The 25,023-nt window shown below is 68.8% G+C and carries 24 protein-coding genes; 14 read left to right on the top strand and 10 right to left on the bottom strand.

What is annotated here, in order from left to right; translation table 11 throughout:
- Positions 1-57 precede the first annotated feature (57 nt).
- The 4 genes from fsa to ABDZ95_RS04425 all read left to right on the top strand — a co-directional run bounded on the left by fsa (position 58) and on the right by ABDZ95_RS04425 (position 3,464).
- Positions 58-711, top strand: a complete 654-nt coding sequence (gene fsa, locus ABDZ95_RS04440; RefSeq protein WP_343790983.1) for a fructose-6-phosphate aldolase — start codon at positions 58-60, stop codon at positions 709-711.
- A gap of 22 nt (positions 712-733) precedes the next feature.
- The gene (locus ABDZ95_RS04435) at positions 734-1,438 is read left to right on the top strand and encodes a DUF484 family protein (protein WP_343790980.1); all 705 of its coding nucleotides are present in this window, start codon (positions 734-736) and stop codon (positions 1,436-1,438) included.
- Entirely contained in the window at positions 1,420-2,352 is a 933-nt protein-coding gene (locus ABDZ95_RS04430; protein WP_343790977.1) for a tyrosine recombinase XerC, read from the top strand. Before ABDZ95_RS04435 ends, ABDZ95_RS04430 begins: the two co-directional genes overlap by 19 nt.
- 92 nt (positions 2,353-2,444) lie before the next feature.
- Positions 2,445-3,464 (top strand): aspartyl protease family protein, encoded by a 1,020-nt coding sequence (locus ABDZ95_RS04425; protein ID WP_343790974.1) that lies wholly within the window; start codon positions 2,445-2,447, stop codon positions 3,462-3,464.
- Here ABDZ95_RS04425 and lpdA read toward each other — a convergent pair whose 3' ends face one another.
- The 4 genes from lpdA to ABDZ95_RS04405 all read right to left on the bottom strand — a co-directional run bounded on the left by lpdA (position 3,465) and on the right by ABDZ95_RS04405 (position 10,467).
- Entirely contained in the window at positions 3,465-4,874 is a 1,410-nt protein-coding gene (lpdA, locus tag ABDZ95_RS04420) for a dihydrolipoyl dehydrogenase (protein ID WP_343790971.1), read from the bottom strand.
- Positions 4,875-4,996: 122 nt separating this feature from the next.
- Positions 4,997-5,491: a hypothetical protein gene (locus ABDZ95_RS04415; protein ID WP_343790968.1), complete on the bottom strand. Its 495-nt coding sequence runs from the start codon at positions 5,489-5,491 to the stop codon at positions 4,997-4,999.
- A gap of 69 nt (positions 5,492-5,560) precedes the next feature.
- Entirely contained in the window at positions 5,561-7,390 is a 1,830-nt protein-coding gene (locus ABDZ95_RS04410) for a PAS domain-containing sensor histidine kinase (protein ID WP_343790965.1), read from the bottom strand.
- 209 nt (positions 7,391-7,599) lie between these two features.
- A complete protein-coding gene (locus ABDZ95_RS04405) occupies positions 7,600-10,467 on the bottom strand; it encodes a TonB-dependent receptor (protein WP_343790962.1) in 2,868 nt (955 codons plus the stop codon).
- A 243-nt stretch (positions 10,468-10,710) separates the two neighbouring features.
- On the opposite strand from ABDZ95_RS04405, the gene ABDZ95_RS04400 reads away from it, so the two are divergent.
- Positions 10,711-11,817 carry a phytase gene (locus ABDZ95_RS04400; protein ID WP_343790959.1) on the top strand — a complete coding sequence of 369 codons (1,107 nt, stop codon included), beginning with the start codon at positions 10,711-10,713 and terminating at the stop codon, positions 11,815-11,817.
- Here ABDZ95_RS04400 and ABDZ95_RS04395 read toward each other — a convergent pair whose 3' ends face one another.
- Together ABDZ95_RS04395 and ABDZ95_RS04390 are read right to left on the bottom strand one after the other, a co-directional pair.
- Entirely contained in the window at positions 11,818-12,504 is a 687-nt protein-coding gene (locus ABDZ95_RS04395; protein WP_343790956.1) for a TMEM175 family protein, read from the bottom strand.
- 25 nt (positions 12,505-12,529) lie between these two features.
- Positions 12,530-13,228, bottom strand: a complete 699-nt coding sequence (locus tag ABDZ95_RS04390; RefSeq protein ID WP_343790953.1) for a MarC family protein — start codon at positions 13,226-13,228, stop codon at positions 12,530-12,532.
- A gap of 87 nt (positions 13,229-13,315) precedes the next feature.
- On the opposite strand from ABDZ95_RS04390, the gene pyrF reads away from it, so the two are divergent.
- Positions 13,316-14,056 carry an orotidine-5'-phosphate decarboxylase gene (gene pyrF, locus ABDZ95_RS04385; protein ID WP_343790950.1) on the top strand — a complete coding sequence of 247 codons (741 nt, stop codon included), beginning with the start codon at positions 13,316-13,318 and terminating at the stop codon, positions 14,054-14,056.
- A gap of 2 nt (positions 14,057-14,058) precedes the next feature.
- Here the strand turns inward: pyrF and ABDZ95_RS04380 are convergent, their stop codons facing one another.
- The 3 genes from ABDZ95_RS04380 to ABDZ95_RS04370 form a co-directional block, all read right to left on the bottom strand.
- The gene (locus ABDZ95_RS04380) at positions 14,059-14,856 is read right to left on the bottom strand and encodes a hypothetical protein (RefSeq protein ID WP_343790947.1); all 798 of its coding nucleotides are present in this window, start codon (positions 14,854-14,856) and stop codon (positions 14,059-14,061) included.
- Between the two features lie 124 nt (positions 14,857-14,980).
- A complete protein-coding gene (locus ABDZ95_RS04375) occupies positions 14,981-15,409 on the bottom strand; it encodes a hypothetical protein (protein ID WP_343790944.1) in 429 nt (142 codons plus the stop codon).
- A 58-nt stretch (positions 15,410-15,467) separates the two neighbouring features.
- The gene (locus ABDZ95_RS04370; RefSeq protein ID WP_343790941.1) at positions 15,468-15,728 is read right to left on the bottom strand and encodes a DUF1674 domain-containing protein; all 261 of its coding nucleotides are present in this window, start codon (positions 15,726-15,728) and stop codon (positions 15,468-15,470) included.
- 86 nt (positions 15,729-15,814) lie between these two features.
- Here ABDZ95_RS04370 and htpX point away from each other — a divergent pair, with 86 nt between their 5' ends.
- Positions 15,815-16,798, top strand: a complete 984-nt coding sequence (gene htpX / locus ABDZ95_RS04365) for a zinc metalloprotease HtpX (RefSeq protein WP_343790938.1) — start codon at positions 15,815-15,817, stop codon at positions 16,796-16,798.
- A gap of 1 nt (position 16,799) precedes the next feature.
- On the opposite strand, the gene recQ is transcribed toward htpX, so the two are convergent.
- A complete protein-coding gene (gene recQ, locus ABDZ95_RS04360) occupies positions 16,800-18,665 on the bottom strand; it encodes a DNA helicase RecQ (RefSeq protein ID WP_343790935.1) in 1,866 nt (621 codons plus the stop codon).
- Positions 18,666-18,883: 218 nt separating this feature from the next.
- Between recQ and ABDZ95_RS04355 the strand changes: the two genes are divergently transcribed.
- The 7 genes from ABDZ95_RS04355 to trpA are packed head-to-tail and all read left to right on the top strand — an operon-like array spanning position 18,884 to position 25,021.
- Positions 18,884-19,783: a class I SAM-dependent methyltransferase gene (locus ABDZ95_RS04355; RefSeq protein ID WP_343790932.1), complete on the top strand. Its 900-nt coding sequence runs from the start codon at positions 18,884-18,886 to the stop codon at positions 19,781-19,783.
- Positions 19,784-20,518: a 16S rRNA pseudouridine(516) synthase gene (locus tag ABDZ95_RS04350; RefSeq protein ID WP_343790929.1), complete on the top strand. Its 735-nt coding sequence runs from the start codon at positions 19,784-19,786 to the stop codon at positions 20,516-20,518.
- A 54-nt stretch (positions 20,519-20,572) separates the two neighbouring features.
- Positions 20,573-21,787: an NAD(P)/FAD-dependent oxidoreductase gene (locus tag ABDZ95_RS04345; protein WP_343790926.1), complete on the top strand. Its 1,215-nt coding sequence runs from the start codon at positions 20,573-20,575 to the stop codon at positions 21,785-21,787.
- A gap of 31 nt (positions 21,788-21,818) precedes the next feature.
- The gene (locus ABDZ95_RS04340; protein ID WP_343790923.1) at positions 21,819-22,460 is read left to right on the top strand and encodes a phosphoribosylanthranilate isomerase; all 642 of its coding nucleotides are present in this window, start codon (positions 21,819-21,821) and stop codon (positions 22,458-22,460) included.
- Between the two features lie 33 nt (positions 22,461-22,493).
- Complete coding sequence (trpB, locus tag ABDZ95_RS04335; protein ID WP_343790920.1) at positions 22,494-23,708, top strand: tryptophan synthase subunit beta; 1,215 nt, start codon at positions 22,494-22,496, stop codon at positions 23,706-23,708.
- A 5-nt stretch (positions 23,709-23,713) separates the two neighbouring features.
- Positions 23,714-24,187, top strand: a complete 474-nt coding sequence (locus tag ABDZ95_RS04330) for a hypothetical protein (protein WP_343790917.1) — start codon at positions 23,714-23,716, stop codon at positions 24,185-24,187.
- Between the two features lie 3 nt (positions 24,188-24,190).
- Positions 24,191-25,021: a tryptophan synthase subunit alpha gene (trpA, locus tag ABDZ95_RS04325; protein ID WP_343790914.1), complete on the top strand. Its 831-nt coding sequence runs from the start codon at positions 24,191-24,193 to the stop codon at positions 25,019-25,021.
- Positions 25,022-25,023: the final 2 nt, after the last annotated feature.

The following is a 25,023-nucleotide window of genomic DNA, read 5'->3' as shown; positions in this document are numbered from 1 at the left end:
CCGATGGGGGAGGATTTGGCTCGCGCGCCAGCCCATCCCCCGCTAAATGTCCCGCCCATGAAACTCTTCCTCGACACCGCCGAAGTCCCCGTCATCAAGGACATGCTGCCCACCGGGATGGTGGACGGCGTCACCACCAATCCGTCGCTGATCGCAAAGTCGGGCCGGAACATCGCCGAGGTCATCGCCGAGATTTGCGCCCTCGTCGAGGGGCCGATCTCCGCGGAGGCCGTCGCGACCGATTTCGAGACCATGGTGAAGGAGGGCGACAAGCTCGCCGCCATCGCTCCGAACGTGGTCGTGAAGCTGCCCCTGACCTGGGACGGCCTGCGCGCCACCCGCGCCTTCGCGGACAAGGGCATCAAGACCAACGTCACCCTGTGCTTCTCGGCCGCCCAGGCCATGCTGGCCGCCAAGGCCGGCGCGACCTTCATCTCGCCGTTCGTGGGCCGTCTGGAAGACCACGGCGCCGACGGCGTGGGCCTGCTTGAAGAGATCCGCACCCTGTACGACATCCACGGCTTCGAGACCGAGGTGCTGGCCGCCAGCCTCCGCAATCCGGCCCATGTCTCGGCCGCGGCCCTGGCCGGAGCGGACGCCGCGACCCTGCCGGCGGACGTTTTCAAGGCCCTGGTCAAGCACCCGTTAACCGACAAGGGGCTTGATGCCTTCCTTGCGGACTGGGGCAAGACCGGCCAGTCCATCCTCTAGTACTGACCCTCGGGAGGGGTCGTTGAGCACCGCCACCGACCCTCTTTCGACGACCGAAGACGATCTGCACTGGCCGCGCGTGCGCGACTGGCTGCAGGCCCACCCCGACCTGCTGACCGAGGACCGGTCCCTGCTGGAAGAGCTGGGACTGAAGTCAACCGGTCCAAACGTGGTCGACTTCGGCAAGGCCGCCCTGACGCGTCTGGAAGAGGCCGCCGAGCGCGAGGCCGACGCCCGCAAGCGGATCGAGGCCATCGCCCGCGCCAACTTCGCCGCCCAGACCCAGACCCACGTTGCGGCGCTGGACCTGATGGAGGCGCGCAGCCCTACGGACCTGTCGCGCAGGCTGGATGGCGTGGCCCAGGGCCGGTTCGGCCTGGTCGGCGCCTCGGTGGCGCTGGAGAAGCCCGGCGGCGTGCCGTTCGGCTGGAAGGCGCTGGAGGCCGGCGGCGTCGACGCCCTGCTGGGCGACCACGGCCTGACCTGGCTGGGACCGAATTTCGAGGGGCTGGACCTGTTCGGCGCGGCCGAGGCCGAGGTGAAGTCGGTCGCCGTGATCCGCATGGCCCCGCATTTCCCGGGCTCGGAGACGCCGGCGCGCCACGCCATCTGCGCCTTCGGGTCACCCGACGAGGACGGCTTCACGCCCAGCATGGGGTGCGAACTGGTCGCCTTCATCGCGCGCGTGGTCGAGCGCACGGCCGAGCGATGGCCGATCCTCAGCTGACCACGGCCGATCAGGCGCTCGACGCCTGGCTGCAGCATCTGGCGCACGAGCGCCGCCTGTCGCCCCGGACGCTGGAGGCCTATGGCCATATCGGCCGGCTGTATTTGACCTTCATGGCGCGCCATCGTGGCGAGGCGCTGGGCCTGCGCGACCTGGGGACCGTCACCGCCGCCGAACTGCGCGCCCATCTGGCCGAGCGGCGCAGCGGCGACCGCCCGCTGAACGGTCGCTCGATCAGCCAGACCCTGTCGGCGATCCGGGCCTTCCACGGCTGGCTGGACCGGCGCTGCGGCGTGGATGCGCCTCAACTCGCCCTCGTGAAGGGGCCGCGCCTGAAGCCCACCCTGCCCCGGCCGGTGACCGAGGATCAGGCGCGCGGCCTGTTGCAGGAGACCGAGGCCGATCCGGACATCGAGCCATGGGAGGCGGCGCGGGATCGGGCTGTGCTCACCCTGCTGTACGGCTGTGGGCTGCGGATCTCGGAAGGCCTGTCGCTGACGCGGGCCGACGCGCCCCTGCCCGAGGCGCTGCGGATCACCGGCAAGGGGGGCAAGGAGCGGCTGGCGCCGGTCCTGCCGGCCGTGGCCGAAGCGATCGACGCTTATCTGGCCCTGCTTCCCTTCCCGCTGGCGCCGGAGGACGCCCTGTTCCGGGCCAAGCGCGGCGGCGTGCTGGGACCGCGACAGGTGCAGGCGGCGATGCAGAGATTGCGGGGACGGCTGGGCCTGCCCGCCAGCGCCACGCCCCACGCCCTGCGCCACAGCTTCGCGACCCATCTGCTGGGCGCCGGGGCCGACCTGCGCTCGATCCAGCAACTGTTGGGACACGCCAGCCTTTCGACGACGCAGAAATACACGGCCGTCGATGCGGAACGCCTGCTGGACGCTTATTCGTCGGCCCACCCGCGGGCCTGATCGCAATCACCGAACACTGATCGCGTCGGACTCGCACCGGAAACCGATCGGCGCCTAGAGTGTCTCGGATGTAACCGCACGGGGAGGCGGTCGTGATCGGGACAGACCACGCCAGAGGGGTCGACCGGAGACTGGTTCTGACCGGGTTGGCCGCAGGCCTGACCACGAGCGGGCTGGCATGGCCGGCCATTGCGGGACAGGAACCGTCGCCGGGCGCGGACGGCCCGGAGCAGCCGATCCAGTTGCTGGCCAATCTGTTCACCCGGGTCGGCGCCGAGGTGATGATCAACAATCGCGGGCCGTTCACCTTCGTGGTCGACACCGGCGCCGGCGCCACCTCGATCGCGGACACGGTCGCCGCTCAACTGAATCTGCCGGCCGGCCCCCCAATGATCGTTCACGGGATCACCACCGCCAGCGTGGTTCAGAGTGCGGCCGTCAGCCGGCTCCATGTCAGCGGGATTCCGTTCAACAATCTCCGCTGCCCGATCCTGCCGCGCGATCAGCTGGGCGCGGACGGTCTGATCGGCCTGGACGCCCTCGGTCGGTTCAAGCTGAAGTTCAATGTGTCACGCATGACCGCCAGCCTGACCCTTCCGGGCCTGACCGTCGTGATGGGCGGCACCATGTCGATCGGCTCCCGACTGCGGCGCAACGGCGTGCGCGCAATCCGGGGACGCTTCGGGCAACTGATCCTGACCGAGGTGGTGGTGGAGGGCCAGCCGGTCGCCGCCTTCATCGACAGCGGGGCGCAATACTCCATCGGCAATCATGCCCTGAGACAGGCGATGGCAGCGCGTCGGGTCCGTAGCGGCCGGTTTGTTCGCACCATTCCCCTGTTCGGGGTTACGGGGCAGAGCCTTCAGGCGGACCTGGCTCGCGTGGACGACCTGAGACTGGGGCCGTCGCGGCTGGGGCCGACGCCCCTGCTGTTCGCCGATCTGCATTGCTTCAACACCCTCGGCCTTGCGGACGAGCCGGCCCTGTTGATCGGCGCGGACCTGCTGGGTCGGTTCCGGGAAGTCACCCTGGACTTCCCGGCCAACCGCGTGGTGTTCGAGGGGCTGCGTCGGCAGACGACGCGAACCATCGAGGACGAGCTGAACGCCTGATCAGGCCTGCATCGTCCAGCCGTCGACGCCCATGGCGGCCTGTTTGACGGCTTCCGAGCGGGTCGGGTGTGCGTGGCAGGTGCGGGCGATGTCTTCCGAAGCCGCGCCGAAGGCCATGGCGATGCAGGCCTCGCCGATCATCTCGCCGGCCTGCGGGCCATAGATGTGGACGCCCAGAACCTTGTCGGTCTTCGCATCGGCGAGGATCTTCACGAAGCCCTCGGTCTCGTGATTGATCTTGGCGCGGCTGTTGGCGGCGAAGGGGAATTTCCCTTTCCGGAACTCGACGCCCGCGGTCTTCAGCTGCTCCTCGGTCTTGCCGACCCAGGCCACTTCCGGGCCGGTGTAGATGACGCTGGGGACCAGGTCGTAGTCGACGTGGCCCGCCTTGCCGGCAATGTATTCGATCACGGCCACGGCCTCTTCCTCGGCCTTGTGCGCCAGCATCGGGCCGTGGGTCACGTCGCCGATGACCCAGACGCCGTCCTTGCCGGTCTTCAAGTGGTCGTTGACCAGGAAGCCACGCTTGTCGGTCTCGATGCCGACGGTCTCCAGACCCAGGCCGGCCGTGTAGGGACGGCGGCCGATGGCGACCAGAACCACATCGCCCTTCAGGGTCTCGGCGGCGCCGCCGGCGGCGGGTTCCAGCGTCAGCTCGACACCGTCCTTGCCGGTCTTCGCGGCGGTGACCTTGGCGCCCATTTTGAACGTCATGCCCTGTTTGGTCAGGCCGCGCTGGAAGGCGGTGGCGACTTCGGCATCCATGCCGGCGCCGACCTTGTCGAGGAACTCGACCACGGTCACTTCGGCGCCCAGGCGACGCCAGACCGAACCCAGCTCGAGGCCGATCACGCCGGCGCCGATGACGATCAGCTTCTTCGGCACGGCCGACAGCGACAGGGCGCCGGTCGAGTCGATCACCTTGCCCTCGACGAAGTCGACGCCCGGCAGCGGGGTCGGCTCGGAGCCGGTGGCGATGACGATGTCCTTCGCGGTCAGGGTCGTGACCGTGCCGTCGGCGGCGGTCACCTCGACCTTGCCGGCGCCGGCGATCTTGCCCTTGCCCTTCACCCAATCGATCTTGTTCTTCTTGAACAGGAACTCGATGCCCTTGGTCAGCTGACCGACGCTGTCGGCCTTCTGCGCCATCATCTGGGGCAGGTTCACCTTGGGCGTACCGACCTCGATGCCGAGGGTGGCGAACTCCTTGTTGGCGACCTCGAACAGTTCCGAGGCGTGAAGCAGGGCCTTGGACGGCATGCAGCCGACGTTCAGGCAGGTGCCGCCGAGGGTGTCGCGCATCTCGACGCAGGCGGCCTTGAGGCCCAGCTGGCCGGCGCGGATCGCGGCGTTGTAGCCGCCCGGCCCGCCGCCGATGATGACGACGTCATAGGTTGCGGCTTCGGCCATGGGATCTCTCGTGTCTGAAACGTGGGCGCGGGGAGGCGGGCGGAACCTAGCGGCCCGCCCGGTTGGGTCAACCACATCTAGTCACGAACAGCGCCGGGCGAAACCGGCGACCATGGACGACCTTAGTAGGCGAACTGGCCCGCGACCCGTTTGCGCCGGATACGTCGGCTGGCGACGACCACCAGGATGCCAAGCACCAGGAGGGCGCCCAGCACCAGCCACAGCGGATCAACCGGCAGGCTGGAAGTGATGGATTCCGGTGCGGCCATCGTGGTCGGGCCGGTCGAGCGAGCGGCGATGTCGCCCGATCCGCCGTTCTGATCCAGCGCCAGCCGCAGGGCTGCGTCGGCGAGGAAACCGAGGAAGTAGGCGGTGGCCGCCTTCGGGTTGCCCGACCCCAGCATCAGGGCCGCAACGAGGTAGAGGACCACAGCGCCGGCCCAGAAGGCCCAAGCCGGGATCAGCCCGAACAGGTCCCCGCCCGCCTCGGCATTGGCTTCGGCCGCGACCTCGGCGACGCCGGGGCCACCAAAGATCAGCGGCTGGATGAAGGGCCAGGCCAGCCAGCCGGCATAGCCGAGCACGACCAGAACGATGATGAAACGCAGGGCCTTCATGGCCGTCCTCCCGGGAAACGTCGTTAACGTTTTATACCCCGATCACCGAACGTCGATAGCGAACTCGCCTCAGGCGGCTTGTGGCAGGGTCACCGAGATCTCCGCGCCTTCGCCGGGCGCACTGTCGATGGACAGGACGCCGCCAGACTGACGGGCGAAGGCATAGGCCTGCGACAGGCCCAGCCCGGCAGCGCCGTCACGGGTGGTGAAGAAGGGCTCGATGGCGCGGGCGGCCAGTTCGCGATCCATCCCGGGGCCGGAGTCGCGGACGCTGAGCCGCAAGCCGCCTTCCATCAGGTTCTCCAGTCGCACGGCGACAGAGCCGCCCTGCCCCACTGCGTCGACAGCGTTCTGGGTCAGCGCCTTGACCGCGCCCTCGAAGGCGACCGGGTCCAGACGAACTGGCGACGCCTGTAGAGGTCCCTCGATCATCAGGTCGACACCCGGCCCGGCGAGCGCGCGCAGGCGGGTTTCCATGCCGCGCAGCAGAACGCCGGCGTCCAGCACCCGCAACACCGGCTCGTCATCGCCCTGCGAGAAGGCGGTCAGGCGGCGGGTCAGGTCCTCGCCGCGGCGACCGGCCGACAGGGCGGCCTCGCCCAGACGACGGACCCGTGCGGGGTCGTCGGCCTGACGCAGCATCATGTCCAGGGCGCCCGTCATGACGCCCAGCAGGGCGTTGAAATCGTGGGCCAGGCCGCCTGTCAGGCGGCCGACATTCTCCATGCGACGAACGCCACGCAGTTCGGCCTCGGCGTCCTCGGTCGCCTTGCGGGCTGCGGCATGGGCGGCGTCCGCCTCGGCGCGGGCTGCAGCCGCGTCCGCCAGAGCGGCTTCGGCCTCGGCGCGAGCGGCTTCGGCCTCAAGCTTCAGAGCTTCGTCGACAATCACCACCGGCTCGGGCGCGGCCGGGATCGCGATGTCTTCGGACGGCTCGACCTCGGCCGGAGCCGCGATCGCCTCGACCGCTTCCGCGCGCTCTCCCGCCAGAAGGACGGCGTCGACTGCACCCTCTGCGTCGGTCAGAGGCAGCATGTTCCAGCGAATACCCTCCGGCGCCCCGTTTCGGGACACGAAGGCCTCAGCCTCGCCCGCCGGTGCGGCGAGCGCGGCGCGCAGGGCCTGACGACCCTCGACGCGTTCGTCATCGGCGAGGAACAGGTCGGCGAAATCGCCGTCGGCGCTGTCGCGGCCGAGCACCAGCATGGCGGTTCGGTTGGCCTCGCGCACCACGCCATCGGCGCCGACCACGACCAGGGCGCTGGAGGCGGCGTCGAACACCCGGCGCGTGATGTCATCGACAACGGCTGTCGGCGCGACCTCGACGACCACCGGCAGATCCGGCATGACGATCTCTGGCGTCTGAAGGCCCTCGATCTCGACGATGGCGGCGGTCGAGCCGGTGATCTGGCCCAGTTCGTTCTCGATCGGCATGGCGGTGACGGCGACCGTCATCTTCCGGCGCGTCGCCGGATTGGCCATCAGATGCTGGAACCCCTTCACCGTCTGGCCGCGCAGGGCGCGGGCGCTGGGCAAGAGATCCGGCGGCACCGGACGACCGTCCGGGAAGGTGATGCCCCAGGTGGCGGAATGGAAGCGCAGACCGATCAGCTCGGCGTCACGACGGCCCAAAAGCTGGTGCGCCGCGCGGTTGGCGAAAACGAATTTGCCCTGACGATCGGTCTCGACCAGCGCCACCGGAATGGCGTTCAGCGTCTCGAACAGACGCTTCTGGGAATCCTCGGCGACCCGCTGGATCAGATCCAGTTGATCGGTCGCGCTGACGTGCTGCGTGCCCTTGCGGACCGCGAACCACAACGCAACCAGACCGATGGCCCAGCCGACCGCCGCCAGTGCGCCCAGCACCCACATCCAGTTGATCTGGCCTTCGAGAAACATTCGACCTGACTGTCCCGTTCTGGCGCCGTCGCGCCGCTTCGGGAGACACCTTGCAAACGGCGAACCGTTCCGGCCCGCGCTCGCCCCCGAAGCGACCTAACCACACTCCCGAAAACGGTCCAGCTTGGCCATTAACCTTTTCGCGTTCGGCGACGAAAAAGGGCCGGACGTCGCCGCCCGGCCCTCGTTCAAAGCATCACACGCAGGCCTCAGAGCTTGAAGCGAACGCCCATGAAGATGTTGTAGCCGAACTTCTCGTACTCATACGTCCGCTCGCGGACGCCATAGTAGCGAACGCCGGCCGAGTCGGTCAGATTCTTGGCCTCCCCGAACAGCTCGATGCCGTTGCCGAAGTCGTAGCTGGTCGTGAAGTCGAGTTGTCCGCGACCCTCGACCCAGAGGTCCAGTCCGGCGCGATCGGCGTTGATCGCTTCGAGGAACTCGCTGCGGTGCGTGTACGAGAGACGGGCGCTGAAGCCGTGCTTCTCGTAGAACAGCGCCGCATTGTAGAGCGTGTCCGACTGGCCCGGCAGAACGAAGGTGTTCCGCTGCTGACCCGCCACACCGTAGCTGTTGCTGGTTTTGATCTCGGCGTCGGTGACCGTGTAGTTGGCGAACACGCCGAAGCCCGACATCCAGCCCGGCAGGAAGTCGAAGGTCTGCTGCCAGTTGAACTCGATGCCGGCCAGGTGACCGTCGGGCGCGTTCAGGCTTTCGGTGATGTTGGCGACACCCGTCAGATAGGGCGCGCCATTGGTGATCAGGGTGTACCGGAAGTCCGACAGGTCCTTGTAGAAGGCGTTGACCGAGACCACGCCCAGCGGACGCAGGTAGTACTCGAGACCGGCGTCGATGTTGTTCGACAAGGTCGCCTCAAGGTTCGGATTGCCGCGCGAGACAGTCGTAACGCCGCCGTCGGTCGTCTCAAGGACGCGCGGCACGACATCGACGTAGTCCGGACGCGAGATCGAGCGCGTCAGGGCGAAGCGGCCGATCAGATCCTCGTTGAAGCTGTGACGGACCGTGAGGTTCGGGAAGAAGTCCGTCCGATCCGTCTGCATCGCCGTCGGAGTCTGGATGTAGCCCTGCACAGCTCCCGGAGTAGCCGCCGGCACCGCGAGGGCGCGGAACGAACCGGCCTCGAAGTCGGTCTGCTCAATGCGCAGACCGATCAGGACGTTGGTGGCCCCGATGTCGAGACGCGCCTGGCCGTAGGCCGACAGGATGTCCTCGTTCGCGGTGTAGTCCGCGGTCCACGACTGCGGAATCCGGCGTGAAGCGGCGTTGGTCGAGGTCGCACGGATGGCGGCCAGATAGTCACTGACCAGACCGTGGTCGAACTTGACGCCGAGATTGTAGTCATAGTTCTGCGACGGGCGGTCGCTGAGCAGCGGAGCCAGCAGACCCGGGTTCACCGGAGCCGTGGTGGTGCGGTCGCGGTAACGCTCCTCATCGGCGACGACGTCACGGGTGCTGTATTTGGCGCCGAACCGCAGGGTGACGTCGCGACCGGCAATGACTGTCGGCAGCTCGTAGTTCATCCGGAACGAGACATCTTCCTGATCGGTCGTGTTCGAGCGGAACGTGTTCTCGCGGAAGGTATAGCTCGTCGGCGTCTGATAGTACGTGGAACCGAACGCCGAATAGGTCGGATAGTAGTGGCTGCCTGAGGTGTCGTAGCTAAGGGTCTGCGATCCCGAGCGGTAAACCAGTTCGTCCCGATGGGGGTAGGTCTGCTCGCTGTGCGCCCAGGCCAGGGTGGCGTCCAGAACGCCGCCGTTGGCGAAGGTATACTCGCCCCCGGTGTTCAGGGTGGTGATCTTGTTGTCCTGCTCGCGGTGACGCAGAGCCTTGTAGATGCGGGCGCCTGTGTAGGTCGCCGTCTGATCCGTGACCGTACCGCTCGGATTACCGTCCGCATAGGTGAAGCGCAGGGTGTCGCGGTATTCGTTATCGTTGAACTCGGCGAACGAGCCTCGCAGCCATGCGCGCAGGTTGTCGTTCGGGCGCCATTCCAGAGCACCGCTCAGAGCCTGGCGGGTACGCTGAGTTTCGTAGTCCTTGAACAGCGATTCCTCGATCACGTAGTGATTGAAGGCCGGATTGACGGCGGCGCCGATCAGCGGGCGGGTATCGAAAATCCAGGCGTTCTCGACGTTGTCGGGGCGACGGTTGGTCTCCGAATAGCTGAGCGAGACCAGCGCGCCGAAGGTCTGGTTCGGACCGAAGACGTTCGAGATGGTTGCGCCCGCACGGGTGTCGGAGCCGCCGTAGTCGTTGTAGCTGCCGCCGGCGTAGCCGCTAACCGCGAAGCGGCGGCGATCGAAGGGCGAGCGGGTGCGGATGTCGACGGCGCCGGCGATCGAGTCGGCGTCCTGGCTGGGAAGCAGGGTCTTGGAGACTTCCACGCTCGAAACGATATCGCTGGGCAGGGTATCCAGGTCGACCGCGCGCGTCGTCGGGCTGACGGCCGGAACGGCGACCCCATCGACTGAAACTGCGGTGAAGGCTGCAGGAGCACCGCGCACGTTGATGTAACGGCCCTCACCCTGGTCGCGCTGGATGGCGATGCCCTGGACGCGCTGGAGCGACTCGGCGACGTTCGGATCCGGATAGCGGCCGATGGCGTCGGCCGACAGGACGTTCACCGTGCCGTCCGCGTTGCGTTGCTGGTTCAGCGAACGGGCGACGCCGTCGGTGATCACACCCGTGACGATGACTTCGCCGAGGTTGGAGGCGTCGGCGCCGAGGGTGACCGACAGGCTGACTGCTTCGCCACCGACAGCCGAAACGGTCTGGGTCGCGGTCGGCAGGCCGAGGTAGCGAACGTCGAAGGTCGAGGAGCCCTCGCGAACGTTCAGGACAAACTGGCCCTGGGCGTCTGAGACGGCGCGCTGGCCGGTCTCGCGGACGATGATCTCGGCGCCCGGCAGCGGCGCGCCGTCGGCGTTGATGACGCGGCCGTAAACGGTCGGCGCGGTCGAGACGGCGGCGGCGACCTCGTCATTGGCGGCCATGGCCGGACTGACGAAGGCGAGCGTCGCAAGGCTGGCGCCCATCAACAGGTGAAGCTTCATTTCGATGATCCCCATTCCCGGCGCGTTTCGGCTCGGGCCATGGGACCGGCCCGTTACAGCGAGCCGACGACGCCAAGGCGACGGAACAGCGACGCTGGCTTCTCGGTTTGCGGACAGGAAAGCGACGATCCCTCCCGACACGGACCAAGCGTCGCGGAACCGCTGCAAAATCGTCGCGGGAGCGCCGTTGACGGATCGCAGGGCCTCGACGATCAGCGCGGCAATACGCGGGGACCTGTTCAGATGACCTCCAGATTGATCCGGAACACCACCCTCGTCGCCATCGCCGCGCTAGTCGTCGCTGCCTGCGCCACGCGCGAGGTCGACTACCAGGGCGAGGGCGAGGGCGTGGTCGGACAGGGCGCGCCGGTGCAGGCGCCGCTGGAGACGCCGTCGGTCGGCACGGCCGGCGAGGACGCCGCCGACGATCCCGCCATCTGGGCCTCGGCGACGCCGGTGCGGATCGGCGGGGTTGAGACGCCGGGCTTCGTCGCCGGCACCGACAAAAAGGCCGGGCTCTACATCTACGGTCTGGACGGGAAGATCCTGCAATTCCTGCCCGAGGGCCTGCTGAACAATGTCGATGTGGTCGAGGGGCTGAGCGTCGGCGGGCGGCCGCAGGTGGTTCTGGGGGCCAGCGACCGGACGCCGGGCAGGACCGGCATCTCGCTGTATCTGTTCGACCCGGCCGGTGAAGGCGACAACGCTGTCAGACCTTGGGGCCGGATCGCGACGGACGTGGTCGAGCCCTACGGCTTCTGCTTCGCCCGTCGCGGCGCCGAGGTGCACGCCGTGCTGGTGGGACACGAGGGCGAACTGCGCCAGTTCGTGCTGACCGTCGGCGCAGACGGGCAGCCGGTATCACGCGAGGTCAGACGCGCGGAGATCGGCAGCATCTCGGAAGGCTGCGCTGCAGACGAAGCCAGCGGCTCGCTGTTCATCGGCGAGGAGAACGTCGGCTTGTGGCGTTACGATCTGGATCCGGCGACGGGCGACCGCCGCACCCTGATCCAGCCGATCGCGCCGGGCGTGATCGTCGCCGATCTGGAGGGGCTGACGGTCCTGCACGACGGCGACGCCCGCTATCTGATCGGCTCCAGCCAGGGCGACTCGACCTTCCCGGTCTGGCGCATCGACGGCCCGGCGCCCGTGCTGAAGGGCCGGTTCGTGGTCACTGACGGCGCCGTCGACGGCATCACCGGCACGGACGGTCTGGACGCGCTGGGCGGGCCGGTCGGCGAGGCCTTCCCGGAAGGCGTGGTCGTCATTCAGGACGACGTGAACGACGTCGGGACCCAGAACTTCAAATACGTCGACTGGCGCGACATCCGCGCGGCCTTGAACCTCTGATCAGGCGACGGGCGGCTTCGCCCTGCTGCGTCTCAGGATCAGCAGAAGCCCCAGCGGAATGATGTTGTAGGTCACGCCAGGCAGCCAGGGCGCGGCGGCCAACAGGGGCGTCAGGGCGATCGCGGCCGACAACAGGCCTGCCCCCGCCGACAAGGTCCAGGTGACCCACCACTGGTCCGCCGCCTTGCGGTTCGGAGAGCCGACCGACAGGGCCCGCGCCGCCTGCCGGAACAGGAGCACGTTCAAGCCCGACAGCAGGGCGAAGCCCGCGCCGTAGATCGCATAGGTCCAACGCAGGTCGGCGATGTCGCTCATCAGTCCGCCACCGGGCAGGACGCCGCCGGAGATGAAGTGGGTCGCCGTCTCCGTCAGCAGGCGCAGGGGGAAGACGAAGACCAGGATCGTGAAGACCAGCATCAGGCTGAGCGCCGTGGTCCATCCGTTGCGCGCCGGGCTGAGCTTCGACCACGTCCGGTGCGACAGCCAGAACAGGACGATCAGGCCGAAGCCGAAGGCGAAGGCCGGGGTCCGCGCCAGCGCCCTCGACAGGTCCTCGAACGAGGCCAAAGGCTCGGTCCCGCTGATAATCAGCAGGGAGACGGCGAAGGCGAAGGCGGCGTCGACGAAGGCGTCGAGTCTTTGCCAGTCATGCATGCCGTGGGGCCTGAGCCCCGGCGATCCGTCCATTGCCCCCTCCCCACTTTTCGTGTCGTCAGTGACCGCCGCTCGGATAGGGGGTGATGACCCCGGTGCTGATCATGCCCGGCAGCGCTTCGCCCAGTCCCATCAGGATGAACTGGATGGCCAGGGCACACAGGATCAGGCCCAGCACACGCACGACGATGGCCAGCCCGACCTCGCCCAGCAGGCGGCTGATCGGCCCGGTCAGGGCGAAGCAGAGGAAGGTGACCACGCACGCCGCGGCGATGGCGACCATGGAGGCGGCGGTGCCCGTCGGCCCCAGCTTGGCGGCCTCACCCGCCTGGATGATGATGGCCGAGATCGCGCCCGGCCCGATCATCAGCGGAATGGCGAACGGCACGACCAGTCGCTGGAAGCGACGCTTGGCGTAACCGCGCACGTCGGCCAGATCGCTGGCGGCGTCCTTGTCGACGAAGCTGGAGATGAAATCCCCGCGCGCCATCTCGAGGCCGAGCAGCAACAGCAGGATGCCGCCCGCGATCCGGAAGGCGGCCATGGAGATGCCGAAGAACTGCAGGGTCCACAGGCCGGTGAAGAAGATCAGCACCATGAACACGGCCGCGAACAGGCAGACCCACCACGACACGGCCACGCGCTGCTTGAGAGAAGCTCCCGCCGTCGCCGCTGCGAAGATCGGCAGATTGCCGATCGGATCGAGCAGGGCGAACAGGATCACGAACAGGTTGACCCCCAGTTCGACCGCGTCCATGTGCTGACCTCGCCCCTGAAAACCCCGACCGGCGACACGCGCGCAGCCCTCCTGCCCAAGGTCTAGCCGGTTCGCCGGAGTCCGTCGATGACCGACCACGCCCTTACTGTCGACGTCGCGCCGAACCGTGAGCCGGACCCGCGGCTGATCTGCGCGCTGGACGTCCCGACCACCGACGAGGCCCGCGCACTGGTCGACCGGGTTCAGGACGCCGTTGGTTTCTACAAGATCGGCCTGCAGCTGTTCGCCACGGACGGCATGAGCTTGGCCCGCGCCCTGAAGGGCGACGGGCGCCGGGTCTTCCTGGACTGGAAGCTGCACGACATCGGCGCGACGGTGGAGAAGGCCGCCGCAGGTCTGGCGGGCGCCGGCTGCGATCTGCTGACGGTGCATGCCCGGCCGCAGGTCATGACTGCAGCGCGCCGCGGCGCCGAGGGTTCAGGCCTGAAGGTGCTGGGCGTGACTGTCCTGACCAGCCTGTCCGCCGAGGACGTGGCCGCCGACGACCACAGCCTGTCGCCGGCCGAACTGGTCGAACTGCGGGTGCGTCAGGCGCTGGACGCCGGGATCGACGGGGTCGTGTCCAGCCCGCAGGAAGCGCGGCGCGTTCGCGAGATCGCCACGGCCGCCGGTCGTCCGGACTTTCTGATCGTGACGCCGGGCATCCGGCCCGTCGGTGCAGCGATGGACGACCAGAGCCGCGCCGCGACGCCGGAGCAGGCCCTGCGGGACGGCGCGACCCATCTGGTGGTGGGTCGCCCGATCACGGCCGCGGCCGATCCGCGTGAGGCAGCGCTGGCGATCGCGGAATCGATCGCCCTGATCTGATCTCAGCCCCGCTCGCCGGGCTCCTGACGATAGATCTGGCGCGGCAACTCCTCGCGGTGCGGGCGGTAGTGGCCGCGATCCGGCGCCGGACGGCGCGGCGGGTCATAACGCGGGGGCTCGGGCAGGTAAGGCGGCGGATAGGGCGCCGGATCCCGATCCCGACGGCAGTCGCAACCCCGGTCGTAGTCGCGGTCGTAGCCGTCGTAGGCATAATCGCCGCGGTCCTCGTAGTAGGCCGAGGCGCCGTATTCCTCGTACCGCTCGCGGTACTCGTAGCGGCTTTCCTCGTAGCTCTCGTGCCGGGTGCTGTAACCGTAGCGGCCGCCGCGGTCGTAACCGTCGTCGCGACCGCGATAACCGCACCAGCTCGGGCGGCGTTCGTCGCGCCCCATACCGGTGACGATGTAGCCGAACGGAGCCGACGGGCAGGCCGGACCTTCCCGCGCGCGCTCGTCATAGATCGCGCCACCGCCGACGTAGGCGCCGGCATCCCCGCCGTAGCCACCACCGGTGTAGATCACGCCGCCGTAGCCGCCATGACCGCGGATCGATCCGACGTCATAGGCGCGGGCGTTGAAGTACGACCCGGCCGAGGCATAGGCCTGCGCGCTCGCCTGGGCGTTTACGTTGACGTTCACGTTCGTATTGCCGCCGCCGTGGTGGCAGCATGGCGCGGGGCGCGGGGGCTGGGGCGGCTGCGGGTGATGTCCGCCGCCGCGACCGTCGCGCTCTCCGGCGAGGGCGGGGCCGGCGACCAGAACGAGAAGGGCGGCGCCGACGGCCGCGGTGAACCTGCGCATGTGACGGACTCCGTTTCAGGAGCCGTTATCGACGCTGGAAACCAGAAGGCCCGCGCTTGCACCGCAGGCGCGAGACCGATCACCGGTATTCCCCGGAGAGGGGCCAATTTAACCCTGTTCAGCCCTACCGGTCGTAGAAGTAAGGGGCGTCGGCGTCACGATAACGCCCGCGATTCACATAGCCTTGCCGACCGGACCGGGCGCGATCATCGTTGTAGCCCCACTCGTCGCGATAGCCTTGGTAGGGCCGGCTCTGGCCCCGATCACGCCAGCCATGGCCATAGCGATAGCCGGACCGATATCCGTCGTAACGATAGGACGACGCCTGACCGGGGACGTAGACGTAGGGCCGCTCGTGATAGCCGTCGGCCCAGCGACCCGTCTCGAGGTAGGACCGGGTTTCGACCTCCGAAAGCGGCGTGCCGCCGACCGGGCGACCCCAGGCGTCGAGATAGACCGGCTGCCCCCACGACGGGGCGAAGGTCTGGGCTGAGGCGGCGCCGGCGCAGGCCAGAATGGAGACGGCGGCGAGGGCGGCGAAGGTGCGGATCATGGAAGGGCTCTCCTGAACGACACAGTTAACGCCGTTCGGTCAGATCCGTTCGCCGCGATCAGAAGTCGACCGCGAGGCCCTTCTTCTCCCAGTCGCCGTACCGGGTGGGTTCCGGACCGCGCGGGCCGCCGTGTTCGGTCGCAAGGTCGGCCTGATCGGCGGCGGCGCGACGTTCGGCCGCCTCCAGCAAGGCGCGGCGCGCGGCTTCGCTCAGCGGGCGCTCGGGCGTCGCGTGGGGCACGTCAGCATTGAACGCGGGCGCGATTTCCGCGGCGGCGTCGGTCTCGGTCGGGGCGTCGGGGGTGGGATGATCGGTCACAGCGTCCCTGCCTTGAGCCAGTGCGTTGCAATTCGCAAATTGGATGAGCGCGCTTCACGCGCCAGTGACCGGTATTCGAGCGACGAATGAACCATCTCAGGACCTTCGCCCTGCTGGCGGCGCTGACCGCCATCTTCATGGGCATCGGCTTCATGATCGGCCGCGTGCCGGGCATGCTGATCGCCCTGCTGTTCGCGGGCGGGATGAATGTGTTCAGCTACTGGAACGCCGACAAGATCGTCCTGAAGATGTACCGTGCCCAGCCGGTGGACGAGAGCCACCCGAACGCCGTGGTGCGCACCTACGTCGCCGACACCCTGCAGATGGCGCGCGATGCCGGCATGCCGCGGCCGATGATCGCCATCATCCCGAACGACCAGCCCAATGCCTTCGCCACTGGCCGCAATCCCGAGAACGCCGCCGTCTGCGCCACCACCGGCCTGCTGGACATGCTGACCCGCGAGGAGATCCGGGGCGTGATGGCCCACGAGCTGGCCCACGTGAAGAACCGCGACACCCTGACGATGACCGTCACCGCCACCATCGCCGGGGCCATCGCGGCCCTGGCCAACTTCGCCCTGTTCTTCGGCGGCGGCGATGATCGCGAACGTCCGGGCGGCATCATCGGCACCATCGCCCTGATGCTGCTGGCCCCGATGGCCGCCGGTCTGGTGCAGATGGCCATCAGCCGCGCCCGTGAGTACGAGGCCGACCGAGTCGGCGCCGAGATCGCACAGGACCCCAACGCCCTCGCCTCGGCCCTGCAGAAGATCGAGGCCTATGCCAAGCGGATCCACAACCCGACCGCCGAGCGCAATCCCGCCTCGGGTCAGCTGTTCATCATCAACCCGCTGGCGGGCAAGGGCGCGGACAACCTGTTCTCGACCCACCCGGCGACCGGCAACCGCGTGCGGGCGCTGACCGAACTGGCGATGAAGATGGGCCGTACCCCGGTTCGTCCGGCGCCGGTGATGGAGGCCGTTCCGGTGACCCGGCCTCGACCGGCATCGACCGCCGTCCCGACCTCGGATGCGCCCGGCTCCAACGTCAAACGCGGCCCTTGGGGCTAGGTCAGGCGGCGGCCGACAGCGCCGCCAGAACGCCCTTGCCGTAGCGCTCCAGCTTCGACTGTCCCACGCCAGGGATGTGCTCCAGCGCGTGCAGGTCGCCTGGCTCGGCCAGGGCGATCTCCAGCAACGTCTTGTCCTGGAAGATCACATAGGGCGGCACGCGCTGTTCGGCGGCGCGTTCGCGACGCCAGTTGCGCAGGGTCTCGAATCGGGCGCGGACGTCGGCATCCATGTTTTCCAGCGCGGCGTTGCGGCCGTTGCGGACGCGTTCGCGCGGGGCGGCGACGCGGGCGGGGGTCAGGCGGACCTCGATGACCCGCTCGTTGCGATAGACGGCGCGCACCGCCTCGGGATCGCCCAGCCTGACCAGCGGCTTGTTGTCGTTCGGGTCCTCGACCAGCAGTCCCTCGAACATCAGGTGGTCGATCACGTCGCGCCAGGTGTGCAGCGCCGTATCCTTGCCGATGCCCCAGGTCGACAGGCCCGCCTCCCACGGCTGGACGTCCCTGGTCCGGCCGGTCAGGTGATCCAGCACGCGGGTCTTGCCGAAGCGCTCGCCCAGCCGCTGAACCGCCGCCAGCGCCTTCTGGGCCAGGACGGTGGCGTCGAACATCGCCGGCGGGTCCTGACACAGGTCACAGACGCCGCAGGGCTGCGCATCCGCCTCGCCGAAGTAGCGCCGCACCGCTTGCGGACGGCAGATCGCGCCGTCCAGCATGGCGAACAGTTGGCGGGCCTTGCGGACCTGCACCGCCTTGACCTCCTCGGCCATCGGCCGGCCATCGAGACGTTTCAGCGTCCAGGCGATGTCGGAGGGGCCGTACAGAGTGATGCCCTCGGCCGGTTCGCCGTCGCGACCACCCCGGCCGATCTCCTGCCAGTAGGCCTCCAGCGAGCCCGGCGGATCGGCGTGGATGACGAAGCGAACGTCGGCCTTGTCCACGCCCATACCGAAGGCGATGGTCGCCACCATCACCGTCCCGTCCTCGGCGAGGAAGCGTTCGAGCCGCTTGTCGCGCTCCCTCGCGTCCATGCCCGCGTGGTAGGCGATGGCGTTGGTCCCGGCGTCGCGCAGGGCCTGCGCCACCCGCTCGCAGCCGTCGCGCGAGCCGCAGTAGACGACGCCGGACTTGCCCCGGCGCTGACGCACCAGATCGATGACCGCGGCGTCCGTGCGGGCGCGCGAGGCGTTCTCCTTGCGGATGGCCGAGAGCTGCAGGTTCGGGCGGGCGAAGCTGTCGACGATGACACGCGCGCCGTCGAGCCGCAGCGAGCGGACGATGTCCTCCCGCGTGCGGGCGTCCGCGGTGGCGGTCACGGCGATGCGGGGTACGCCCGGGAAAAGCTCGGCCAGTCTGCCTAGCGTCCGGTAATCCGGGCGGAAATCGTGTCCCCATTGCGAGACACAGTGCGCCTCGTCGATGGCGATCAGGCTGAGTGGAAGGTCGTGCAGGCGATCGATCAGATGCGGCTGGGCCAGTCCTTCAGGCGAGACATACAGGAGATCCAGTTCACCCGCCCGCGCCGCGCGCCAGATGGCCGATCGGTCATCCATCGACACGCCGGAGTCCAGTCTCGCTGCCGAGACACCCTGCTGTTTCAGCGCCTCGACCTGATCGGTCATCAGAGCGATCAGCGGCGACACCACCAGTCCGAGACCGGGCCGGAGCATCGCCGGGATCTGGTAGCAGACCGACTTGCCGCCGCCGGTGGGCAGCACCGCCAGCACGTCCCGGCCGGCGAGGATTTCGCCGACGACCTCGCTCTGCAGCCCCCTGAAGTCGGTATGCCCCCAGACCCGCTCCAGAGTCGCGCGCGCATCGGCCAGCGTCGGCGCGGTCGGGGCGGAAACTGAATCGGCGAGCATCGCGGGGTTGTGCCGGATTTGTTCCGGGGTGTCACTGTGGATGCAGAGCCCACGTCGGCCCCCTCCGTCTCGTCGCGCAAGCGCACAGATTCACCTCCCCACTGCGTGGAGAGGTGAATCTGTGTCCGCTCACCTCTCCGCGTAGCGGGGAGGGGGACAATGCGCAGCATGGTGGAGGGGTCGTTCCCCCGCCTCACCGTTCCAGCTATAGCGCCAGGATGACCACGCTTCTCTATGGCCGGCCGCCGGCGGTCTTCGATCCTCCCGGCGCGGCGACGCAGGTTTCGCCACTGATCCCCGGCGCGGCCGCGCTGGAGGATGTGGCCGAGGGTTCGGTCGACGACATCATGGTCTATGCCCCGCCCGGCGTGCTGGAGCGGCGATACACCCTGGCGCTGGCGCTGCGGGCGCTGAAGGTCGGCGGACGGCTGGACGTCATGGCCCCCAAGGACAAGGGCGGCTCCCGGCTGAATAAGGAGCTTCACGCCTTCGGCGTCGAGATCGGCGAGACTGCCAAGGCGCACCACCGGCGTTGCGTGGTGATCAGACCAGAAACCCTGACCGGCATCGACGAGGCCATCGCGGGCGGCGCGGCGCGGGTCGTGCCGGGGCTGGAGGCGTGGTCGCAGCCGGGCGTGTTCGCCTGGGACAGGATCGATCCGGGCTCTGCTTTGCTGGCGGAACACCTGCCGCCGATGAAGGGCGCGGGCGTCGATCTGGGCTGCGGCTACGGCGCCCTGTCGGTCGTGACCCTGCGCTCGCCCGCCGTGACAACCCTGCGCCTGATCGATCTGGACCGTCGCGCGGTCGAGGCGTCCCGTCGCAACGTCGAGGACCCGCGCGCAACCTTCGAACAGGCCGACGTGCGGCTGATCGAGGAGACCGGCGACCGCGATTTCGTGGTCAGCAACCCGCCCTTCCACGACGGCGGGGCGGAGGATCGCCGACTGGGTCAGGCCTTCATTCGAAAGGCCGCAGGCCTGCTGAAGAAGGGCGGCGTCGCCTGGATCGTGGCCAACCGCCATCTGCCCTACGAGGCGGAGCTGAACGAGGCCTTCAAGCGCGTGCGGATGGTCGCCGACGCGGGCGGCTACAAGCTGTTCGAGGCGTTGAAGTAGGTGGCGAAGGTACCCACCTCCCGCGTCGACAAGCTCCTCGGCTCGCTGGGCTATGGCTCGCGGGCCGAGATGGCGCGGATGGGCAAGGCGGGCGGGATCGTGCTGGACGGCGTCGATCTGACCGACGTGTCGAAGCGGATCCCGGTGACGCCGGACCTGCCGTCGCGCATGGAGATCGACGGCGAGCCGCTGGATCCGCCGCAGGGCATCGTCATCCTGCTGCACAAGCCGCTGGGCATGACCTGCTCGCACAAGGAGGACGGGGCGCTGGTCTATGACGTCCTGCCCGACCGCTGGCGGCGGCGCGATCCGGCGATCTCGACCATCGGGCGACTGGACAAGGAGACCTCCGGCCTCCTGCTCATGACCGACGACGGCGACCTGCTGCACCGGGTGATCTCGCCGAAGAAAAATGTGGCCAAGATCTATCGCGCGACGCTGGCGCGGCCGCTGGTTGGGACGGAAACGGCCCTGTTCGCCTCGGGCGAACTGCTGCTGGAGAACGACGACCGGCCGCTGAAACCGGCCGGGCTGGAGATCCTTTCGCCGACCGAGGCACGGGTCTCGGTGACCGAAGGCCGCTATCACATGGTGCGCCGGATGTTCGCCGCCGTGGGCAACCACGTCGAGGCCCTGCATCGCGAGCGGCTGGGCGGACTGGCCCTGCCCGACGATCTGGCGCCGGGTGAGTGGCGGCTGCTGAGTCAGGACGAGATCGACGCGATTTTCTGCTGATCCGGAACCCGGTTCGCCGACAGTCGCTTAAGGCTCCGCTTCGACGGAGATGGAATGACCGGCGCGACCCTCAAACGCGACCTCAGGACGGGGCGCTCGCTGTGGGCGGACAGCCCGGGGCTGGGCGTGCCCGTGCGGCCGCTCAGGGCCGCCGTGGCCGTGGATGTGGCGATCGTCGGCGCGGGGATCAGCGGGGCCTTCATGGCGCACGAACTGAGCCGCGATCACTCTGTGGCCGTGCTGGACCGGCGGCCGCCCCTGATGGGATCGACCGTCGCCTCGACCGCCCTGCTGCAATGGGAGATCGACCTGCCGCTGACGACGCTGGCGGACAGGATCGGTCCGGCAAAGGCGAAGCAGGCCTATCTGCGCTCAAGATCGGCGGTGGACGCGCTGAAGCGGATCGTGGCCGAGGAGCGGATCGTCTGCGGGCTGAAGGACAAGGCGGCCCTGTATCTGGCCGGCGACGAATACGGACATCGCGCGCTGGAGGCGGAGGCCGAGGCGCGGGCGGGAATCGGACTGGAAAGCGAGTACGTCGGGCCGGCGGATCTGCGCGAGCGGTTCGGGATCGACCGGACGGGCGCGATCCTGAGCCGGGGCTCGGCGAGCGGCGATCCCGCGCGGCTGGCGGCGGGCCTGCTGCGGCGGGCGCAGGCCAATGGCGCGACCGTTTACTCTCAGGTCGAGGTGCTGGAGGCCGCCAGCGACCCGGAGGGCGTGACCCTGCTGACGGACGCGGGGCACGCGGTGCGGGCGAGGACGGTTGTCTTCTGCTGTGGCTACGAGTTTCCCAAGGGCGTCCCGACGCCGGGGGCCGAGGTGATCTCGACCTGGGCGATGGCGTCGAAGCCCAGGCAGCGCTGCCCGGCCTGGCTGCGCGACACCCTGGTCTGGGAGGCGTCCGATCCGTATCTGTACTTCCGCATGAGCAGGGACGGTCGGCTGATCGTCGGCGGCGAGGACGAAGCGTCAGCGACCGCCCATGCCGACGCGGCAAAGCTGAAGCGGAAATGCGCGGCGATCGCGGGCAAGCTGAAGCGCCTGCTGCCGGAGCTGGAATTCGAAATCGACTACAGCTGGGCGGGCGCGTTCGGCGAGAGCGCGACCGGCCTGCCGTCCATCGCGCGAGTGCCGGAGATGGATCACGCCTGGGCGGTCATGGGCTTCGGCGGCAACGGCATCACCTATTCGGTCATCGCCAGCCAGATCGTGTCGGCGGCGATACGCGGGACCGCCGATCCGGACGCCGATCTGTATCGGCCTTGACCCTGTCGGACGGCGGGCGCAGGTGCGGCCGATGACGACGCGCGCGAAGATCTGCGGCCTGACGACGCCGGACACGCTGGACGCGGCCCTGGCCGGCGGGGCGGCGTTCGTGGGCGCGGTCGTGTTTCCGAAAAGCCCCCGGCATATCGACCCGCTGCACGCCGCCACCCTGTTCGATCGGGCGCGGGGCAAGACGGGGGTGGTGGCCGTGACGGTCGATGCCGACGACGCCCTGCTGACGGAGATCGCCCTGATCCTGAAGCCGGACCTGATCCAGCTGCACGGGTCCGAGACGCCCGGGCGGGCCGCTCAGGTGCGGACCCTGACCGGCGCCGGGATCATCCGGGCGCTGTCGGTGCGGACGGCGGCGGATATCGAGGCGGCGACCGTCTGGGCGCCGGTCGTGGATCATCTGATGTTCGATGCGAAGCCGCCCGAGGGCTCGGCCCTGCCCGGCGGGGTGGGCGCAACGTTCGACTGGACGCTGTTGGCCGGCCGGACGTTCCCGCGGCCCTGGTTCCTCGCCGGAGGACTGGACGCCGGCAATGTCGGCGAGGCCGTGCGGATCACCGGCGCCCCCCTCGTGGACGTGTCCTCTGGCGTGGAAAGCGCGCCGGGTGTTAAGGACCCGGCCCGGATCGCGGCGTTCCTCGACGCTGTGACTTCCGCCTGATTTCCGCCGCTCCCCCGCGCCAGAGACTGTCCCGTGAACGCCATCCTGCCCAACAGCTACAACTTCCCTGACGACGAAGGCCGGTTCGGCCCCTACGGCGGGCGGTTCGTGGCCGAAACCCTGATGCCGCTGATCCACGAGCTGAACGACGCCTACGAGGCCGCCAAGGCCGATCCGGCGTTCCAGGCGCAGCTGGACGGCTTCCTGACCGATTTCGTGGGCCGGCCCAGCCCGATGTATTTCGCCGAGCGCCTGACGGCGCACCACGGCGGGGCGGACATCTGGTTCAAGCGCGACGAGCTGAACCACACCGGCGCTCACAAGGTGAACAACTGTATGGGCCAGATCCTTCTGGCCATGCGGATGGGCAAGACGCGGATCATCGCCGAAACCGGCGCCGGCCAGCACGGCGTGGCGACAGCCACCGTCTGCGCCCGCTTCGGCCTGAAATGCATCGTCTACATGGGCGCGACGGACGTCGAGCGGCAGTCGCCGAACGTGTTCCGGATGAAGCTTCTGGGCGCCGAGGTGGTGCCGGTGACCTCGGGTCGCGGCACGCTGAAGGACGCCATGAACGAGGCGATGCGCGACTGGGTGACCAATGTCGAGGATACCTACTATCTGATCGGCACGGCGGCCGGTCCGCATCCCTATCCGGCGATGGTGCGGGATTTCCAGTCTGTGATCGGCCGCGAGGTTCGCGCCTCGATGCTGGCCCGCAAGGAGAAGCTGCCGGACGCCTGCGTGGCGGCGATCGGCGGGGGTTCGAACGCCATCGGCCTGTTTCACCCCTTCATCGAGGACGCCGGGGTGCGCCTGATCGGCGTCGAGGCCGCGGGCCACGGGCTGGACGGCCCTGACCACGCCGCCTCGATCCAGGGCGGCCGGCCGGGCGTGCTGCACGGCAACCGCACCTATCTGCTGCAGGACGAGGACGGACAGATCCTTGAGGGCCACTCGATCTCGGCCGGTCTCGACTATCCCGGCATCGGCCCCGAACACGCCTGGCTGAAGGACATCGGCCGGGCCGAGTATCGCGCCGCCACCGACAAGGAAGCGCTGGAGGCGTTCCAGCTGTGCTCGAAGCTGGAAGGCATCATTCCGGCGCTGGAGCCCAGCCACGCCCTCGCCCGAGTCGGCGAGATCGCGAAAGAGGTGGGCAAGGACGGCGATGTCGTGCTGAATATGTGCGGTCGGGGCGACAAGGACATCTTTGCGGTCGCAAAGCATCTGGGCGTGGAGCTCTGAAAAGCATGAAGTTCGTCATTCTGGCCGCGATCGCGGCCCTTCCGGCCTCTGCCGCCATGGCGCAGGACGCCGCGCCGGCGGCGCCGACCCCGCCTCCGGGCGTCACGGCCGAGCAACTGGTGCTTCCCGGCGCGACCCTGTCGCCCGATTGCGGGAACCTCTACGGCCTGGCGGGCCGCGCCTTCTGCGTCAGCGCACCGCTCGCCTCGATCGGCGGTCTGGCCGAGTCCTACATCAGCGCCCTGCAGGGTCAGGGCTGGATCCCTGCTGGCGGGGACGACAACCGCGTCGTCTTCGTGCGCCGTCGCGAGGCCGGCGGCTGCGACGGTCTGCAGATGCAGGCCTTCTACGACACCTCGCGGCCCAGCGGCCCGGAATCGACCGGCTACCTCGGCTTCGGACCAATCCCCGGCGATGTGTGCGCCGCCCAGGCGCCTACGCCCCAGCCCGCCAATCCGGCCGGACCTCCCGCGCAGTAAGACATGACCACCCAACGTATCGACGCCCGCTTCGCGGCCCTGAAGGCCGAGGGACGGGCCGGCTTCGTCGCCTATGTGATGGCAGGCGACCCCTCCCGTGACGAGGCGCTGGAGATCCTGCGCGGCCTGCCGGCGGCCGGCGCCGACATCATCGAGCTGGGCTTCCCCTTCTCGGATCCGATGGCCGAGGGCCCGCCGATCCAGCGCGCCGCGCTGCGCGGCCTCAAGGCCGGGCTGACGCTGAAGGGGACGCTGGCGTTAGCCCGCGCCTTCCGCGATGGCGACGACGCCACGCCGGTGATCCTGATGGGTTATCTGAACCCGATCGAGAGCTATGGCCATGAGGCCTTCGCCCGAGACGTCGCCGCCGCGGGCGTGGACGGGGTGATCGTGGTGGATTGCCCGCCGGAAGAGGCCGGGCCGCTGACCGATGCACTGGATGCTCACAGCCTGTCGCTGATCCGGCTGGCGACGCCGACCTCGGACGACGACCGCCTGACGGTGATCGCCGAACGCACCTCGGGGTTCGTCTATTACGTCTCCGTCGCCGGGGTGACCGGGGTGAAGGAAGCCCAGGCGGGGTCGGTCGCGCCGGCCGTGGAGCGGGTCCGCAAGGCCTCGGGCCTGCCCGTCGCCGTAGGCTTCGGCATCAAGACGCCCGAGCGCGCGGCCGAGGTGGCCCGCGTCGCCGACGCCGTCGTCGCCGGCTCGGTGTTGGTGGACGAGGTCGCCGCCGCGCTGGACGCGAACGAACCCGCCGGGCCGCGCGTTCTGGCCAAGGTGCGCAGCCTCGCCGATGCGGTGAAGGGTGCGCGCACGGAAGAAACGGTCTAAAG

The organism is Brevundimonas kwangchunensis (genome assembly GCF_039523815.1).
Taxonomy (GTDB): Bacteria; Pseudomonadota; Alphaproteobacteria; order Caulobacterales; family Caulobacteraceae; genus Brevundimonas; species Brevundimonas kwangchunensis.
Note: the sequence above shows the minus strand (reverse complement) of the source record. Positions and strands in the feature narration are given on the sequence as shown.